This window comes from Massilia sp. (assembly GCF_032106685.1).
GTDB lineage: Bacteria > Pseudomonadota > Gammaproteobacteria > Burkholderiales > Burkholderiaceae_D > Telluria.
Window position 1 is genome coordinate 24,445 of the sequence record NZ_DAMCPG010000032.1, and the last position, 16,392, is coordinate 40,836.

The window sequence follows — 16,392 nt, forward strand, 5'->3', positions numbered from 1 at the left end:
ATACAGCATGCGTACCGCATCGACCCGCATCGACCCGTTTGGGTGCGGTAACGCACAGGCAGAAAAACATAGGCAACGCCATCATGGTGCACGAGCGGACCGTGGCGGCAAGACATCGATACATGACAAAGAAGAATGACATCAAGTTTCTCCGTGTGACTCACCTGCGCGGCCCGAACATCTGGACCTACCGTCCGGTGATCGAGGCATGGCTCGACATCGGCGAGCTGGAAGACTTCCCCTCGAATAAACTGCCTGGCTTTACCGAACGCCTCACCAGCTGGCTGCCGGGCCTGGTCGAACACCGCTGCGGCGTCGGCGAGCGCGGCGGCTTCATCGAACGCCTGCACGGCGGCACCTGGGCCGGCCACATCCTCGAACACATCGTGCTCGAGCTGCAGAACATGGCCGGCATGAAGACCGGCTTCGGCAAGACCCGCTCGACCGGCGAACACGGCGTCTACAAGATGGCCTTCCGCACCCGCGACGCCGTTGTCGGCCGCGCCGCGCTGGAGGCCGGTCATCGCCTGATGATGGCCGCCATCAATGACGAAGCCTTCGACCTGCCGGCCACCGTGAAGCAGCTGACCGAGCTGGTGGACCGCTACTGCCTGGGCCCCTCGACCGCCAACATCGTCGACGCCGCCACCGATCGTCGCATTCCCTCGATCCGCCTGACCGAAGGCAACCTGGTGCAGCTCGGCCACGGCGCCGCCCAGCGCCGCATCTGGACCGCCGAGACCGACCGCACCAGCGCCATCGGCGAAGGCATCGCCAGCGACAAGGACCTGACCAAGAGCCTGCTCGCCTCGTGCGGTGTGCCGGTGCCGGAAGGCGCCCTGGTACGCAGCGCGGACGAGGCCTGGGAAGAAGCCCAGGACATCGGCCTGCCGGTGGTGGTCAAACCCGTCGACGGCAACCATGGCCGCGGCGTGACCCTGAACCTGATGCTGGAAGCCGACGTGCGCGCCGCCTATGCGATCGCGGCGAAGGAAGGCGACAGCAGCGCGGTGCTGGTCGAGCGCTTCATTCCGGGCAACGAGCACCGCCTGCTGGTGGTCGGCAGGAAGGTCGTGGCCGCCGCGCGCGGCGAAGCGCTGTGGGTGACGGGCGACGGCAAGTCCAGCGTGAGCGCGCTGTGCGACAGCCAGATCAACATCGACCCGCGCCGCGGCGACAGCGAAGAATTCCCGCTCGGCCGCGTCGATCCGAAGGACCCGGTGATCCTGCTCGACCTGCAGCGCCAGAACCTGACGCCCGACGCGATTCCGCAGGACGGCCAGCGCGTACTGATCCAGCCGAACGGCAACGTCGCCGACGACGTCACCGATATCGTGCATCCGGACGTGGCCCATGCCGCCGCCCTGGCCGCGCGCGTGGTGGGACTCGACATCGCCGGCATCGACCTGGTCTGCGAAGACATCACGCGTCCGCTGCAGGAGCAGCGCGGCGCCATCATCGAAGTCAATTCGAGCCCGGGCCTGCTGGCCCACATCAAGCCGGCCAGCGGCGAGCCGCGCAACGTCGGCAAAGCCATCGTCGAACACCTGTTCGCGGACGGCGAGACCGGCCGCATCCCGCTGGTGGGCGTCACCGGCACGCTCGGGACCAGCCTGATCGCGCGCCTGCTCGGCTGCCTGCTCAACGCCGCCGGCAAGCATGCGGGCGTGGCCAACGGCGAGGGCCTCTACCTGGACGGCCGCGAAGTGCAGAAAGGTGACTGCACCGGCTTCGCCGCGGGCGAGCGCCTGCTCATCAACCGCAACATGGAAGCGGCCGTGTTCGAATCGAACGCGCGCAGCATCCTGGCGGAGGGCCTGCCCTACGACCGCTGCACGGTGGGCGTGGTGACCGACATGGGCAAGCTCGACGACGTGGCGGAGTACCACATCCGCGACGGGGAAGCGCTGGCCAACGTGGTGCGCAGCCAGGTCGACGTCATCCTGTCCGAAGGCGCGGCCGTGCTGAACGCGGCCGATCCGGAAGTGGTCAAGCTGGCCGAACTGTCCGACGGGCGCGTGATCTTCTACGCGATGGACGAACAGGGCGACGCCATGCAGGCCCACCGCGCCGCCGGCGAGCGCGTCGTCTTCGCGCGCAACAACCACATCATGCTGGCCGAAGGCGCGGTCGAGACCGCCCTGCTCGACCTCGGCAAGATCAAGCCGGCCACCGTCAAGCACCCGGCCAGCATCCTCGCGGCCGTCGCCGCCGCCTGGGCGCTGGACCTGCCGCACGACCTGATCTGCGGCGGCCTGCGCGCTTTCGATGCCACGCCGAAGAAAACGATTTATTGAACACACGGCCCGGTGCGCCGGAGCCGAAGAACACGACGCCGCCGCTGCCCGCCTCCGGGCATGGGCCGGCTGTCCCTACAAGGATTGAAGGTTTATGGAAGTATCACGCGTACGGGCCCTGCGTGGCCCCAACCTCTGGAGCCACCACACCTCGGTCGAGGCGATCGTCGCCTGCACGCCGGAGGAAGAATCGATCGGCGCCCTGGCCGGCTTCGAGACGCGCCTGCGCGCCCGCTTCCCCCAGCTCGGCCAGCTGCAGCCCTTCGGCCACGACGACACCGTCCCGCTGGCCCACGTGCTCGAAATCGCCGCGCTCGAACTGCAGGCCCAGGCCGGCTGCCCGGTCACCTTCTCGCGCACCACGGCCACCGTCGAAACCGGCATCTACCAGGTGGTGGTCGAGTACTCCGAGGAAGACGTCGGCCGCCTGGCCCTGGAACTGGCCCGGCAACTGATCGAGGCCGCGCGCACCGACGCGCCCTTCGACCTGCAGGCCGCGCTGACCCAGCTGCGCGACCTCGACGAGGACGTGCGCCTCGGCCCGTCGACCGGTTCCATCGTGCAGGCCGCCGTGGCCCGCAACATCCCCTTCCGCCGCCTGACCGAGGGCAGCCTGGTCATGTTCGGCTGGGGCAGCAAGCAGCGCCGCATCCAGGCCGCCGAGATCGACGCCACCGGCGCGATCGCCGAGACCATCGCCCAGGACAAGGAGCTGACCAAGAAGCTGCTCGACGCCGCCGGCGTGCCGGTGCCGCTCGGCCGCACCGTGAGCGACCCGGACGACGCATGGGCCGCGGCCCAGGAGATCGGCCTGCCGGTCGTGATCAAGCCGAAGGACGGCAACCAGGGCAAGGGCGTGACGGTCAACATCACCACCCGCGAACAGATCGTGGCCGGCTTCAACGCCGCTTCCGAATTCCGCGACGACATCATGGTCGAGCGCTACCTGCCGGGCCACGACTACCGCCTGCTGGTCATCGGCGACAAGCTGGTGGCCGCCGCGCGCCGCGATCCGCCCAGCGTGGTCGGCGACGGCGTGCACACCGTGCGCCAGCTGGTCGACACCGTCAACCTCGACCCGCGCCGCGGCAGCGGCCACTCCACTTCGCTGACCAGGATCCGTTTCGACGACATCGCCCTGGCCAGCCTGGCCAAGCAGGGCATGAACGCCGATTCGGTGCCGCCGAAAGGCCAGCGCGTCATCCTGCGCAACAACGCCAACCTCTCGACCGGCGGCTCGGCCACCGACGTCACCGACGACGTGCACCCGGAAGTGGCGGCGCGCGCGATCGCGGCGGCGCACATGGTCGGGCTGGACATCTGCGGCGTCGACCTGGTCTGCGACAGCGTCCTGAAACCGATCGAGGAGCAGCGCGGCGGCATCGTCGAAGTGAACGCCGCGCCGGGCCTGCGCATGCACCTGGCGCCCTCCTTCGGCAAGCCGCGCGCGATCGGCGAGGCGATCGTCGACATGCTGTACGAGGAAGGCGACGACGGCCGCATCCCGGTGGTCGCCGTCACCGGCACCAACGGCAAGACCACCACCGTGCGCCTGATCGCCCACATGCTCGGCACCTCGGGCCTGCGCACCGGCATGACCAACACCGACGGCGTCTACATCGAAGGGCGCCGCATCGACAGCGGCGACTGCAGCGGACCGCGCAGCGCGCGCAACGTGCTGCTGCACCCGGACGTCGACGCGGCCGTGTTCGAGACCGCGCGCGGCGGCCTGCTGCGCGAAGGGCTGGCCTTCGACCGCTGCCAGGTGGCGGTGGTGACCAACGTCGGCGCCGGCGACCATCTCGGCCTGAACTACATCACCACCCTGGAAGACCTGGCGGTGCTCAAGCGCGTGATCGTGCAGAACGTCGCCGAGGGCGGCATGGCGGTGCTGAACGCCGCCGACCCGATCGTCGCCGACATGGCCGATTTCACCCGCGGCGACGTCACCTTCTTCGCCCAGGACGGCACCCTGCCGCTGATGGCCATGCACCGCGCGCAAGGCCGCCGCGCCGTCTTCGTCGAGGACGGGCAGCTGGTCTGCGCCCAGGGCAAGTTCGAGCACCGCATCCCGCTGGCCGAGGTGCCGATCACCCGCGGCGGCGTGGTCGGCTTCCAGGTCGAGAACGTGATGGCCTCCGTCGCCGCGGCCTGGGGCGTCGGCGTTTCCTGGGACAAGATCGCGCTCGGCCTGAAGACGTTTGTTGGCGAGAGCGACAATGCGCCGGGCCGCTTCAACGTCTTCGATTACAAGGGCGCGACCCTGATCGCCGACTACGGCCACAACCCGGACGCGATTTCCGCCCTGGTGTCGGCGGTGGAGAACATGCCGGCCAAGCGCCGTTCGGTCGTGATCAGCGGCGCCGGCGACCGCCGCGACCAGGACATCACCCAGCAGACCCAGATCCTGGGCGCGGCCTTCGACGAGGTCCTGCTGTACGAAGACCAGTGCCAGCGCGGCCGCGCCGACGGCGAGGTGGTGGCGCTGCTGCGCCGCGGCCTGGAAAACGCGGCGCGCACCGGCCACGTCGAGGAGATCCAGGGCGAATTCGTCGCCATCGACCGCGCCCTGGCGCGCCTGTCCGAGGGCGACCTGTGCCTGATCCTGATCGACCAGGTCGACGAGGCGCTGGCGCATATCGCGAAGCGCGTCGCGGAGGCGTGATTCGCGGGGTGCGTCATCGATTGCCAAATGCATCGCTGACGCACGATAATCGATCAACGTAGGGTGGGCGCCCCGTGCCCACGCGTGACGTTTGCGTCGTGTTGGCGTTCATGAAGCGCAGCGTCTGCTCATCGTTCACGCGTGGGCACGTTCGTTATTGAGGCCCCCGGCCTCAACAACCCCACCCTACGCCCTTCGGTTCATAACACAATTTATCCGCCATGCTCGCACCCGAACAATTCCTGGGCTTCCTGCTCGCCGCCGTCCTGATCACCGCCTCTCCCGGCCCCGACAACCTGATGGTGCTGGGCCTGGGCATGTCCAAGGGCCGCAAGCAAGGCATGGTGTTTGGCCTGGGCTGCGCACTCGGCTGCCTGAGCCACACCCTGCTCGCCGTGCTCGGGGTGAGCGCGCTGATCGCCGCCTCGCCGGTCGCCTTCACGGCGCTGCGCGTGGGCGGCGGCCTGTATCTCGTCTGGCTGGGCTGGAACGCGCTGCGCAGCCAGGGCGGCAGCCGGGCCTCCGACAGCGCGCAGGCGCCGCAGACGCTGCGCAGCCTGTTCGCCAAAGGCCTGGTCGCGAACGCGATCAACCCGAAGGTGGTGCTGTTCTTCCTCTCGCTGCTGCCGCAGTTCGTGATCCCGGCCAACGGCCAGGTGCCGGGCCAGATGCTGGCCCTGGGCGTGACCTTCACGGTCCAGGCGGCGATCCTGTTCGGCCTGCTCGGCTACTTCGCCGGGGCGATCGGCGCCTGGCTGAACCGCAAGCCGGGCGCCGGCAAGTGGCTCGACCGCATCGCCGGCACCGTGTTCGTCGCGTTGGGCGTGAAGCTCATCGTGGCGCGTTAAGACGCCTTGCGCACTGCGCGCATTCCCAGCAGGCCCAGTCCCAGCAGCGCCAGCGAGGCCGGCTCCGGCACCGGCGCCGGCGGGTCGGTCTCGACATCCAGCCGCGCTGAGTAGAATTCCAGCGGGTCGCCCGGGAAGAAATCCTGGATCAGCAAGGTCCAGCGTCCATGCACGTCCATGCCGTCGAAGGCGGACAGCGCGCCGGCCGGGCGGAAGCTGCCCGTGGCGAGATGCGGGCCGGCGGCCTGCTCGGCCTCGTCGTCGAAGACCAGGCGCACCCGTCCCGCGCCATCGTTCCCCGCGGCGTAGGTGTCGTAGGCGCGCACCAGGTCGACCGTGGTGCCGTCCGGCGCCATCAGCGCCAGCGAGAATTCGTCCTCGTAGGGCGCGCCCTGGCCGCGGCAGGCGCCGCCTTGCGGCCCGAGCGGCGGGTCGTCGCATTTCGACAGGGTGACGATGAGGTTCAGGTCGAGGATGCTGCCGTGGTGGCTGACGTTGAACGTGCGCGTTCCTTCGCTGCCGTCGAACACGCCGTAGCGCGTGTTGCTGGCGATGACGGTGGCCCCGGCGCTGGCCGAGAACAGGCAGGCAATCAGCGGGACGGCGGCGAGATAGTGCTTGGCTTTGCTCATGACGCTCCTTTCATATGAACGAAAGGAGGAAGCAAGTTCCGCACCACGGCCGTCAGCCTATGCAGAATCAATAACTTAGGGGATTATTGTTAAATATCCCATTCGGCAATGTAAAGATTATCGTCACTGCCGGGACGAACCGGTTGGGGTGCGAAATCACATCGGGCCGGGCGGCGGCGTCGGGATCGCGATCGGGCCGGGAAACGAACAGTCCCGGAACACTGGTTCGTTTGCGGGCACGGCCGCCGCTCAGACGTGCGCCCCCGGGTGCGCCGCCGTGCGCGCCAGGATCGCCGCCACCTGTTCCGGCATCGCCGGCTTGAGCAGGTGCGCGTCGAAGCCGGCCTCGCGCGAGCGCCGCCGGTCGTCCTCGGCGCCCCAGCCGGTCACGGCGACCAGGGGCACCTCCGCCAGCTCCGGCAGGCCGCGGATCGCGCGCGCGGCTTGGTAGCCGTCCATGCGCGGCATGCCGATGTCGAGGAAGACCAGTTCCGGCTGCATGGCGCCGGCCAGTTCGACCGCCCCCTGGCCGTCGTGCGCCACGCGGACCTGGTGGCCGCCCAGTTCGAGCAGCGCGCGCAGCGATTGCGCGGCGTCGACGTTGTCGTCCGCCACCAGCACCCGCAAGGAGCGGATGGGCACGGCCGGCATTGGTGCGGCCGCCGCGTCGCTGGCCACGGCTGGCGCCGTGCCCAGTGGCAAGCGCACGGTGAAACTGCTGCCCAGGCCGGGGCCGGGACTGGCCGCGGTGACGCTACCGCCGTGCAACTGCACCAGGTGGCGCACCAGGGCCAGGCCGATGCCCAGGCCGCCGCGCGACCGGTCGATGCTGCGCGCGACCTGGGTGAACATGTCGAAGACCGCCGGCAGCGACTCGGCGGCGATGCCGATGCCGGTGTCGCTCACGGCGATCACGGCCTGCCCGTCCTCGACCCGCGCCTCGACCGCGATGCGTCCGCCGCGCGGCGTGTACTTGGCCGCGTTCGACAGCAGGTTGCTCAGCACCTGGCTGATGCGTATCCGGTCGACCTCGAGCGGCACCGGCGTCTCGGGCAGGCGCACCGACAACGCGTGCCCGGCCGCCTCGACCAGCGGCAGGCTGGTCTCGACCGCGCCTGCCACCACCGCCTCGAGCGTGACAGGCTCCGTCTTCAGCACCAGCTTGCCGCTGGAAACGCGCGCGATGTCGAGCAGGTCGTTGATCAGGTGGACCATGTGGCCGACCTGGCGCTCCATCATGGCGCGCACGGTGGCCTGGGTCTCCGGCTTGTTCGCCGCCAGGCGCAGCAGTTCGAGGCCGTTGCGGATCGGCGCCAGCGGGTTGCGCAGCTCGTGCGCCAGCGTCGCCAGGAATTCCGACTTGCGGCGGTCGGCCTCGCGCAGCGCCTCGGTCGAGCGTACCCGCTCAATGTGGGCCCAGCAGCGCTCGACCACGGCCTCGACCAGCGCCACTTCGCCCTCGGTCCAGGCGCGCGGATGGCGCTGGTGCACCGCCATCATCGCCACCAGCCGGCCCTGCTTGACCAGCGGGCAGCAGATGATGGCCTTGATGCCGATCCGGTTGAACATCTCGAAGCCGTCGCCGGCGGACAGCTCGCTATCGACGTCGTCGATCAGGAGCGTGCGCCCGACACGCAGGTTGGAGGTGGCGCGCGAGCCGAACAGGTCGAGCGAATACACGCCGGCGCTGCTCGCCGCGCCTGCTTCGCGCCAGTCGTGGCGGATGGTGAAGCGGTCGTTGTCCGGCTCGACGTCGGCATAGGCGACGCGGGTGACGCCCAGGTGCTCGCCAAGCAGGCGCGTGGCCTCCTCCATGATCGCGGCCGGTTCGGCGGCGATGCGGGTGGCCTCGCCGATCTCGTCGAGCAGGCGCAGCCGCTCCTCGACGCGGCGGCGCTCGGTGATGTCGAGCGTGGTGCCGATCAGGCGCAAGGCCCGCCCGGCCGCGTCGCGGATCATGCGGCCGCGCACGCTGATCCAGCGCTCGCGGCCGTCGAGCCGGCCGATGGTGCGGAACTCGTCGGCATACACGCCCTCCAGCGCTGCGCCGGGCGGCGCCAGGAGCGCCCGGAAACGCGTACCGACGCGCTCGCGGTCCTTCGGATGCAGCGCCTCGTTCAGGGTGTAGACCGTCGGCATGGCGTCGGGCGGCAAGCCGTAGTGCTCGCGGGTGCGTGGGCTCCAGACCACCTCGCCGGTCTGCATGCCGAATTCGAACATGCCCAACTGGGCGGCATCGGCGGCGATCTCCAGCTTTTCCTTGCTCGCCGCCAGCTCCGCCAGCGCGGCGTCGCGTTCGGCCTGGGACGCGACCTTGGCCGTCGTCTCGGTGCAGGCGCAGAACACCCCGGCGATGGCGCCGCGCTCGTCGCGCACCGCGCTCAGGGACAGGCTGGCGTACATCTGCTCGGGGTAGCCGTTGCGCATCAGGACGAAAGGATGGTCCTCGACCTGGAAGGGCTCGCCGCGCCGCGCCGCCGCCAGCATCGGCTCGATGGTTTCCCAGATGTCGGCCCAGACCGCGCGGAAGGGCTGGCCGAGGATGCGTTCCGGGTGCAGGGCGCGCGCGCCGAGGATCTGACGGTAGGCGTCGTTGTAGAGCAGGCACAGCTGCGGTCCCCAGGCGACGTACATCGGCTGGCTCGATCCCAGCATGATGCCCACCGCCGTGCGCAGCGGCTGCGGCCAGCCGGCGAGCGGTCCGAGCGGGCTGGCGCGCCAGTCCAGGCCGCGCAGCACCGCGCCCATCTCGCCGCCGTCGGAAGCAAAGGCAAGGTCGCCGGCGTGCGGGTCGGATAAATGGGCTGGCAGGTGGTTCATCAAGGGAGCTGGACGGAATTCCGAGGTGTGAAAAATGTTTGAGCGTTGGCACAATAACACTTCCGCACCGGCGCCGCACGGCGGACGCCGCCGCCATGGTCGAATTGTTATAATTTCCGATGGGGTCGGACCGTCATTGACCTTGAATCGATCAGACGACAAGGGAGACAGGCAGATGACCACCGGCGGCACGAAGGAAGAACGCGAACACATGCCCACCGAGCAGGAAGGCGGCGGCCAGAGCCAGGGCGTGCCCGCGCTCGGGCAGTTGGAGGGCAACAGCTACCATCCGCTGGGCGACGTGGGCATCCGCCACTGGCAGGCCAGCCAGGTGTCGCGCCCGGGCCTGGAAGACCGCGGCAATGTCTTCTTCGCCGCCATCGAGATGACCCGCATGCCGATGGTCCTGACCGACCCGAACCAGCCGGACAACCCGATCGTTTTCGTGAACCGCGCCTTCCTCGACCTGACCCTGTACCGGGAAGAAGAGGTCCTGGGGCGCAACTGCCGCCTGCTGCAGGGCGAGCAGACCGACCCCGCCACCGTGGCCGAGCTGCGCGCCGCGATGGAGGAGCAGCGCGCGGTGGCTGTCGACATCCTGAACTACAAGGCCGACGGCCGGCCGTTCTGGAACGGCCTGTTCTGCGGCCCGGTGTTCGACGCCGACGGCAAGCTGCTGTACTGGTTCGCCTCGCAGATGGACATCACCCGGCGCCGCGTTTCCGAGCAGTCTTACCTGCAGGCGCAGAAGATGGAAGCGATCGGCCAGCTCACCGCCGGCCTCGCGCACGACTTCAACAACCTGCTGCAGGTGGTGGCCGGCAACCTGGAGGTGGCCGGCAGCTCGGTGCACGACCCGGTGGCGACGCTGCAGTCGATCGAACGCGCGCGCCTGGCCAGCGACAAGGCCAGCAAGCTGACCCAGCAACTGCTCACCTTCGCGCGCAAGCAGCGCCTGGAGCCGAAGCGCCTGAACCTGAATTCGCTGGTGGTCGAGTTCAGCGAAATGCTGGTGCGTACGCTCGGCGACAAGGTCGACCTGCACCTGGACCTGAAGCCCGGCCTGCCCTCGTGCACGCTGGACGCCACCCACATGGAGATGGCGCTGCTGAACGTCCTGATCAACGCGCGCGACGCCATGCCGAAAGGCGGGCGCGTCACCATCGCCACCTCGACCATGGCCGACAGCGAACGGCTGGAACGCCACGGGCTGGCGCCGGGCACCTACGTCGTCATCTGCGTCATCGACCAGGGCGAAGGCATGCCGCCGGAAGTCGCCCAGCGCGCGACCGAACCCTTCTTCACCACCAAGGGCCCGGGCACCGGCCTCGGACTGGCGATGGTGCACGGCTTCGTCCAGCAGTCGCACGGCCGGCTCGAGATCGACAGCGTGCCGCACCAGGGCACCACGATCCGCATGATCTTCCCGCTGGCCCAGCAGTCGGGCATGGAGATCATGGCCGACCGGGTGGGGAACAAGGGCATGAACTGGAGCCCGGAAGCGATCCTCGGCCGGCGCACCATCCTGGTGGTCGACGACAGCCACGACGTGCGCGAACTGGCGGAAAACCACTTGCGCGACCTCGGCTACCGGGTGCTGGCGGCCCAGAGCGGCGAGGAAGCGATGGAACTGGTCGAACGCTACGGCGACATCGACCTGCTGTTCAGCGACATCATCATGCCCGGCGGGATGAACGGCATCCGCCTGGCCGAACTCGTGCGCGAGCGCCAGCCCGACGTGCCGGTGATCCTCGCCACCGGCTACATGAGCGAACTGCCGGTCACGGCCAACGCCGGCCCGACCTGGACGACCATGGCCAAGCCCTACCGCCTTGCCGACCTCGCCGAGCGCATCCGCATCTCGCTGAAGGTCGATGCCCGCAAGGGCTCGGCATCCGGCTTCCAGCACGAAGGATAAGTCTTGAAACGCATCCTGCTGGTCGAGGACGACCCGGCCGTCAGCTACATCCTCCAGCGCTACCTCGAGGCCGCCGGCTTTGCCGTGCTGGCGGCCGGCGGCGGCAAGGAGGCGCTCGGCCTGTTCGCATCCGCGTCCATCGACCTCGTCGTCACCGATTTCCGCATGCCGGGCATGAACGGCGAGGAACTGCTGCTCGAACTGCGCGCCCGGCGCCCCACCCTGCCGGCGCTGATCGTGTCCGCCTATGGCCACGAACTGTCGATCCGGATTCCGGGCGTGCCGGTGCTGTCCAAGCCGGTCGATCCGGGCATGCTGGTGGAACTGGTGAACAACCTGCTGCTGGATGCGGAGACGGTGGCGATGAACAAGGCGGACAGCGCCGGTTGACGAACCGGCGCGGGCGCATGCCCCTAGCCTGGCCGATGCATGGGCACGACACGCTGCTCAGCCGCGCACGGGCAATCCGGACGACGGCGCCGGCACGTCCGGATTCGCGGCCACCCATGCCATGAACAACTGGTAGCCCACGGTGAGCAGGACCGCGCCCACGAACATCCCCATGATGCCGGCGCTCGCCAGGCCGCCCAGCGCGCCGATCAGGATGACCGGCATGGGCGCATGGACGCCCCGCCCCAGCAGGAGCGGCTTGAGCACGTTGTCGAGCATGCCGGCGACGAGCAGCAGCACGGTGTAGGCGATGGCCGGCGTGGTGGCGTAGTCGCCGCTCGCCCAGAGGTAGACGATGACCGGCAGGGTCACCAGCGCTGCCGGGACCTGGGCGATGCCCAGCACCAGGACCAGCAAGGCGAGCACGCCGGCAAACGGTATGCGGGCAGTGACCATCACCAGACCGACGACGATGGCCTGCATCAACGCCACCCCGAGGTCGTGCTACCCGCATGCTGTCGAGGTCTGGTTCTGGCCGCTGCCATGAGGTAGCTTTCGTCATACGTCCAATGACATCAGCAATGAAGCTGCTATCACTTGCAGTCTCAGTCTTTTCCCTCGTACTCTCGGCTCAAGCCGCCGAGCAGCGCATCGAGTGCCCGGCTCGGTATCCCGCGGAAGACATCCCGCTACGCGAAACAGGAGACTGGGATACCGGCCTTGTACCGGCGGACATTCCGCTGGAAGGTGGAGGAATGTTTACCGGCCCGCTTGTACGGCGGGCTGAACTGCGCGGCAGCGAGCGGCGCATCAGAGGCGGCTACATCACCAATTTCGGATTCAACCGCGATCAGGACCCGCCAGAGAAGTGGTTTGTTTGCCATTACGGGCACGTGCAGCTTGCCCGCCGCATCGCCGACACCACCACAGCATGCGAGCTGACGCATAAAGAAAGAAAATTCCCAAAGGAGTCGGACGTACGTCTCATCTGTCGGTAGACTCACCTGTCCGGCTCGGCATTCCAACACCTCGCAGCCCAGCCGATGCGGTTAAAATGACGGTCTTGGCAAGTCAATGCCCCTGCCTCACCGAATACGACCGACATGACCACCGTTTCATCCGACATCAACGCCGCCGCAGTCAAGAGCAGTCCGGCAGAAAAAGTCACACCCATGATGCAGCAATACCTGCGCATCAAGGCCGACTACCCCACCATGCTGGTGTTCTACCGCATGGGCGACTTCTACGAACTCTTCTTCGAAGACGCCGAAAAGGCCGCGCGTATCCTCGGCATCACGCTGACCGCGCGCGGTTCCTCGGGCGGCAATCCGATCAAGATGGCGGGCGTGCCCTTCCATTCGCTCGATCCCTACCTGGCCAAGCTGGTGAAACTCGGCGAATCCTGCGCGATCTGCGAGCAGATCGGCGACCCGGCCCTCTCGAAAGGCCCGGTCGAGCGCAAGGTGGTGCGCGTGGTCACGCCCGGCACCCTGACCGATTCCGACTTGCTGCCCGAAAAGGCCGAGCGGCCGCTGCTGGCGGTCTGCACGCTGGCGCAACGTAAAAATGTGACCGTCGGCCTGGCCTGGATGTCGCTGGCCAGCGGCGCGCTGCGCCTGATGGAATTCTCCGGCGACGAGCGCACCGTCAACACCCGCCTGGCCCAGGAACTGGAACGCATCGCGCCGGCCGAGATCCTGCGCGCCGACGACGGCGACCTGTTCGAGGACAGCCCGGTCGCCCACACCCAGCGCGTGCCCGAGTGGCATTTCGACGTGGTCAAGGGTCACAAGGCGCTGGTCGACCAGCTGGCGGTGGCGACGCTGACCGGCTTCGGCGCCGACGGCCTGGGCGCCGCCTTCGGCGCGGCCGGCGCGCTGCTGCGCTACGCGCACTCGACCCAGGGCCGCGGCCTGCAGCACGTGAACAGCCTGACGGTCGAGAGCGAAAACGAATTCATCGGCCTGGACGCTGCCACCCGCCGCAACCTGGAGCTGACCGAGACCATCCGCGGCCAGGAGTCGCCTACGTTATTTTCGCTGCTCGACGGCTGCCGCACCGCGATGGGTTCGCGCCTGCTGCGCCACTGGCTGCACCACGCGCGCCGCGACCAGTCGGTGGCGCGCTCGCGCCATGAAGCGATCGAGGCGCTGGCCCAGGCCGACGCGAGCGGTGACCTGTCGTCGACCCTGGCCCAGGTGCCCGACATCGAGCGCATCACCACGCGCATCGCGCTGCTGTCGGCGCGTCCGCGCGACCTGGCCAGCCTGCGCGACGGCCTGAAACAACTCCCGGCCCTGCGTGCGCAGGTGGCGCGCTGCTTAATCCCGGGCGACTCCTGCCTGCTGCGCGAGGTCCACGACGCCCTGGCGCCGCCCGAAGCCTGCCTGGATTTGCTGGTGCGGGCGGTGGCCGAGGAGCCGGCGGCAATGGTGCGCGACGGCGGCGTGTTCGCGCGCGGCTTCGACGCCGAGCTGGACGAGCTGCGCGCCCTGTCCGAGAACGCCGGCCAGTTCCTGGTCGACCTCGAGACGCGCGAGCGCGAGCGCACCGGGATCGCCAACCTGCGCGTCGAGTACAACCGGGTGCACGGCTTCTACATCGAGGTCACCAACGGTCAGGCCGACAAGGTGCCCGACGATTACCGGCGCCGCCAGACGCTGAAGAACTGCGAGCGCTACATCACGCCGGAACTGAAGGCCTTCGAAGACAAGGCCTTGTCCGCCCAGGACCGCGCCCTGTCGCGCGAAAAAGTGCTGTACGACGAGCTGCTGGCCTGCCTGGCGCCGCACATCGGCCAGCTGCAGACGGTGGCGCAAGGCCTGGCCCAGATCGACACCCTGGTGGCGCTGACCCGCCACGCGCTGCAGAACAACTGGTGCGCACCGCAACTGGTGGCCGAGCCTTGCCTGACCATCGTCGAGGGCCGCCATCCGGTGGTCGAGCAGCAGATCGAGCGCTTCATCGCCAACGACTGCAAGCTGTCCAACGAACGGCGCCTGTTGCTCATCACCGGCCCGAACATGGGCGGTAAATCGACCTTCATGCGCCAGACCGCGCTGATCGTGCTGCTGGCGTACATCGGCAGCTACGTGCCTGCCACCAGCGCGACGATCGGCCCGATCGACCGCATCTTCACCCGCATCGGCGCCAACGACGATCTTGCCGGCGGACGCTCGACCTTCATGGTCGAGATGACCGAATCGGCCGCGATCCTGAACGGCGCGACCGAGCACTCGCTGGTGCTGATGGACGAGGTCGGGCGCGGCACTTCCACATTCGACGGCCTGGCGCTGGCCTGGGCGATCGCGCGCCACCTGATCGACTCCAGCCGCAGCTTCACCCTGTTCGCGACCCACTATTTCGAGCTGACCCAGCTGCCGGAAGCCCACCCGAGCGCGGCCAACGTGCACCTGTCGGCGGTCGAGCACAAGGACAGCATCGTATTCCTGCACGCGGTGCAGGACGGTCCGGCCTCCCAGAGCTACGGCTTGCAGGTGGCGCAACTGGCGGGCGTGCCGCCGGCCGTGATCAAGGCCGCGCGCAAGCACCTGGCGCGCCTGGAATCGCAGGCCCTCGACACCACGCCCCAGCTCGACCTGTTCGCCCTGCCCTGCGACGAGCCGGAGCAGGCGGAACAGGCACCGGAGATGGCTGTTCCTGCCGTATCCTCCGCCCTCCTCGACGCCCTCGATGCGCTCGACCCGGATGCGCTCACCCCGCGTGAAGCCCTCGAGCGTCTGTACGAGCTCAAGCGTCTCGCCGCCTGATGCGCCGCCTGCGTCCCACCGCCCTGCTGGCCGCCGCCCTGTGCGCGGCCCTGTGCCTGCCGGCCGCGGCGGCCGGACGCAAGGACGATGGCGACGCCCACCGCTTCGGCGTCATCGGCCACAGCTTCGATGCCAAGAACGACAAGCGCTTCAGGCAGGCGCTGGCCGACACCACGGAAAAGGCCAACGCCTTTGTCGTCGTCACCGGCATCAAGCACGCGGCCGAGCCTTGCGGCGACCGCCTCTACCAGGAGCGGCGCGACCTGGTCGAACGCTTCAAGCGGCCGATCATCGTGCTGCCAGCCGGCAGCGACTGGACCGGCTGCCGCAACTCGGCGGGCCGCACCAACGCCATCGAGCGCCTGAACCGCCTGCGCGAACTGTTCCATGGCGAGCCGCACTCGCTCGGCAAAGCCACGCTGCCCCTCACGCGGTTGTCGATGAGCCCGCGCTTTCGCAGCTATGCCGAGAACGCCCACTGGACGGTGGGCAAGGTGCTCTACGCCAGCGTCAACCTGCCGGCGAATAACAACCACTACCTGGCCGCGGCCGGCCGCAACAGCGAATACGAGGACCGGCTGGTCGCCAATCGCTTCTGGCTGAACCGTCTATTTACCCTGGCGAAGGGCGACAAGGTCGATGCGATCGTCCTGTTCTCCGAAGGCGACCTGAAGCCTTTCGCGGAACCGGAAGCGCGCACCCTGCTGCGTCGCAATACCGGCGTGTTCGACGGCTTCGGCTTCACACGCAGGCAGGTGCAGGCCCTGGCGAAAAAGTTCGACGGCAAGGTGCTGCTGGTCGACAGCGGGACCCTGGCCAAGGGCAAACAGCCGGAGATCGAATGGCATGGCAACCTGGGGCACCTGTCGGTCGATGCGCAGGCGGTGGAGGTCGAGGTGAAGCCAGGGACGAAGTCGCTGTTCGTGGTGAAGGATGCGGCGGATTGAGTCAGGCCGCAGGCTGATCGGTTGGACGCGCTGGCAGCCGGCGGCTTCAGCGTGAACGAAACGGAGCTGACACGGCCGCGCGTTCCGCGTGGGCACGGGGTGCCC

At 68.6% G+C, this 16,392-nt stretch carries 11 protein-coding genes; 8 read left to right on the forward strand and 3 right to left on the reverse strand.

Going from position 1 to position 16,392, the window contains the following annotated elements; all coding sequences use genetic code 11:
- Positions 1 to 122: 122 nt before the first annotated feature.
- From cphA (RT688_RS16760) to RT688_RS16770, 3 genes are all read left to right on the forward strand, one after another.
- On the forward strand, positions 123 to 2,297 hold the full coding sequence (gene cphA / locus RT688_RS16760) for a cyanophycin synthetase (protein ID WP_313705988.1): 2,175 nt from the start codon (positions 123 to 125) through the stop codon (positions 2,295 to 2,297).
- A 94-nt stretch (positions 2,298 to 2,391) separates the two neighbouring features.
- A complete protein-coding gene (gene cphA, locus RT688_RS16765; protein ID WP_313705989.1) occupies positions 2,392 to 4,962 on the forward strand; it encodes a cyanophycin synthetase in 2,571 nt (856 codons plus the stop codon).
- Between the two features lie 221 nt (positions 4,963 to 5,183).
- Positions 5,184 to 5,810, forward strand: a complete 627-nt coding sequence (locus RT688_RS16770; RefSeq protein ID WP_313705990.1) for a LysE family translocator — start codon at positions 5,184 to 5,186, stop codon at positions 5,808 to 5,810.
- Here RT688_RS16770 and RT688_RS16775 read toward each other — a convergent pair.
- Both RT688_RS16775 and RT688_RS16780 read right to left on the reverse strand, forming a co-directional pair.
- Positions 5,807 to 6,442 (reverse strand): PEP-CTERM sorting domain-containing protein, encoded by a 636-nt coding sequence (locus RT688_RS16775; RefSeq protein ID WP_313705991.1) that lies wholly within the window; start codon positions 6,440 to 6,442, stop codon positions 5,807 to 5,809. The two genes, RT688_RS16770 and RT688_RS16775, sit on opposite strands and share 4 nt — an antisense overlap.
- Before the next feature lie 249 nt (positions 6,443 to 6,691).
- Entirely contained in the window at positions 6,692 to 9,262 is a 2,571-nt protein-coding gene (locus RT688_RS16780) for an ATP-binding protein (protein ID WP_313705992.1), read from the reverse strand.
- A gap of 175 nt (positions 9,263 to 9,437) precedes the next feature.
- Between RT688_RS16780 and RT688_RS16785 the strand changes: the two genes are divergently transcribed.
- Both RT688_RS16785 and RT688_RS16790 read left to right on the forward strand, forming a co-directional pair.
- On the forward strand, positions 9,438 to 11,180 hold the full coding sequence (locus RT688_RS16785; protein ID WP_313705993.1) for a histidine kinase famiy protein: 1,743 nt from the start codon (positions 9,438 to 9,440) through the stop codon (positions 11,178 to 11,180).
- 3 nt (positions 11,181 to 11,183) lie between these two features.
- A complete protein-coding gene (locus tag RT688_RS16790) occupies positions 11,184 to 11,570 on the forward strand; it encodes a response regulator (RefSeq protein ID WP_313705994.1) in 387 nt (128 codons plus the stop codon).
- Between the two features lie 57 nt (positions 11,571 to 11,627).
- Here the strand turns inward: RT688_RS16790 and RT688_RS16795 are convergent, their stop codons facing one another.
- Positions 11,628 to 12,053, reverse strand: a complete 426-nt coding sequence (locus RT688_RS16795) for a hypothetical protein (RefSeq protein ID WP_313705995.1) — start codon at positions 12,051 to 12,053, stop codon at positions 11,628 to 11,630.
- Positions 12,054 to 12,151: 98 nt separating this feature from the next.
- On the opposite strand from RT688_RS16795, the gene RT688_RS16800 reads away from it, so the two are divergent.
- The 3 genes from RT688_RS16800 to RT688_RS16810 all read left to right on the forward strand — a co-directional run bounded on the left by RT688_RS16800 (position 12,152) and on the right by RT688_RS16810 (position 16,287).
- A complete protein-coding gene (locus tag RT688_RS16800; RefSeq protein WP_313705996.1) occupies positions 12,152 to 12,568 on the forward strand; it encodes an STY0301 family protein in 417 nt (138 codons plus the stop codon).
- Positions 12,569 to 12,673: 105 nt separating this feature from the next.
- Positions 12,674 to 15,340 carry a DNA mismatch repair protein MutS gene (mutS, locus tag RT688_RS16805; RefSeq protein WP_313705997.1) on the forward strand — a complete coding sequence of 889 codons (2,667 nt, stop codon included), beginning with the start codon at positions 12,674 to 12,676 and terminating at the stop codon, positions 15,338 to 15,340.
- Positions 15,340 to 16,287 carry a hypothetical protein gene (locus RT688_RS16810; RefSeq protein ID WP_312548130.1) on the forward strand — a complete coding sequence of 316 codons (948 nt, stop codon included), beginning with the start codon at positions 15,340 to 15,342 and terminating at the stop codon, positions 16,285 to 16,287. The genes mutS and RT688_RS16810 overlap by 1 nt, the downstream gene beginning before the upstream one ends.
- Positions 16,288 to 16,392: the final 105 nt, after the last annotated feature.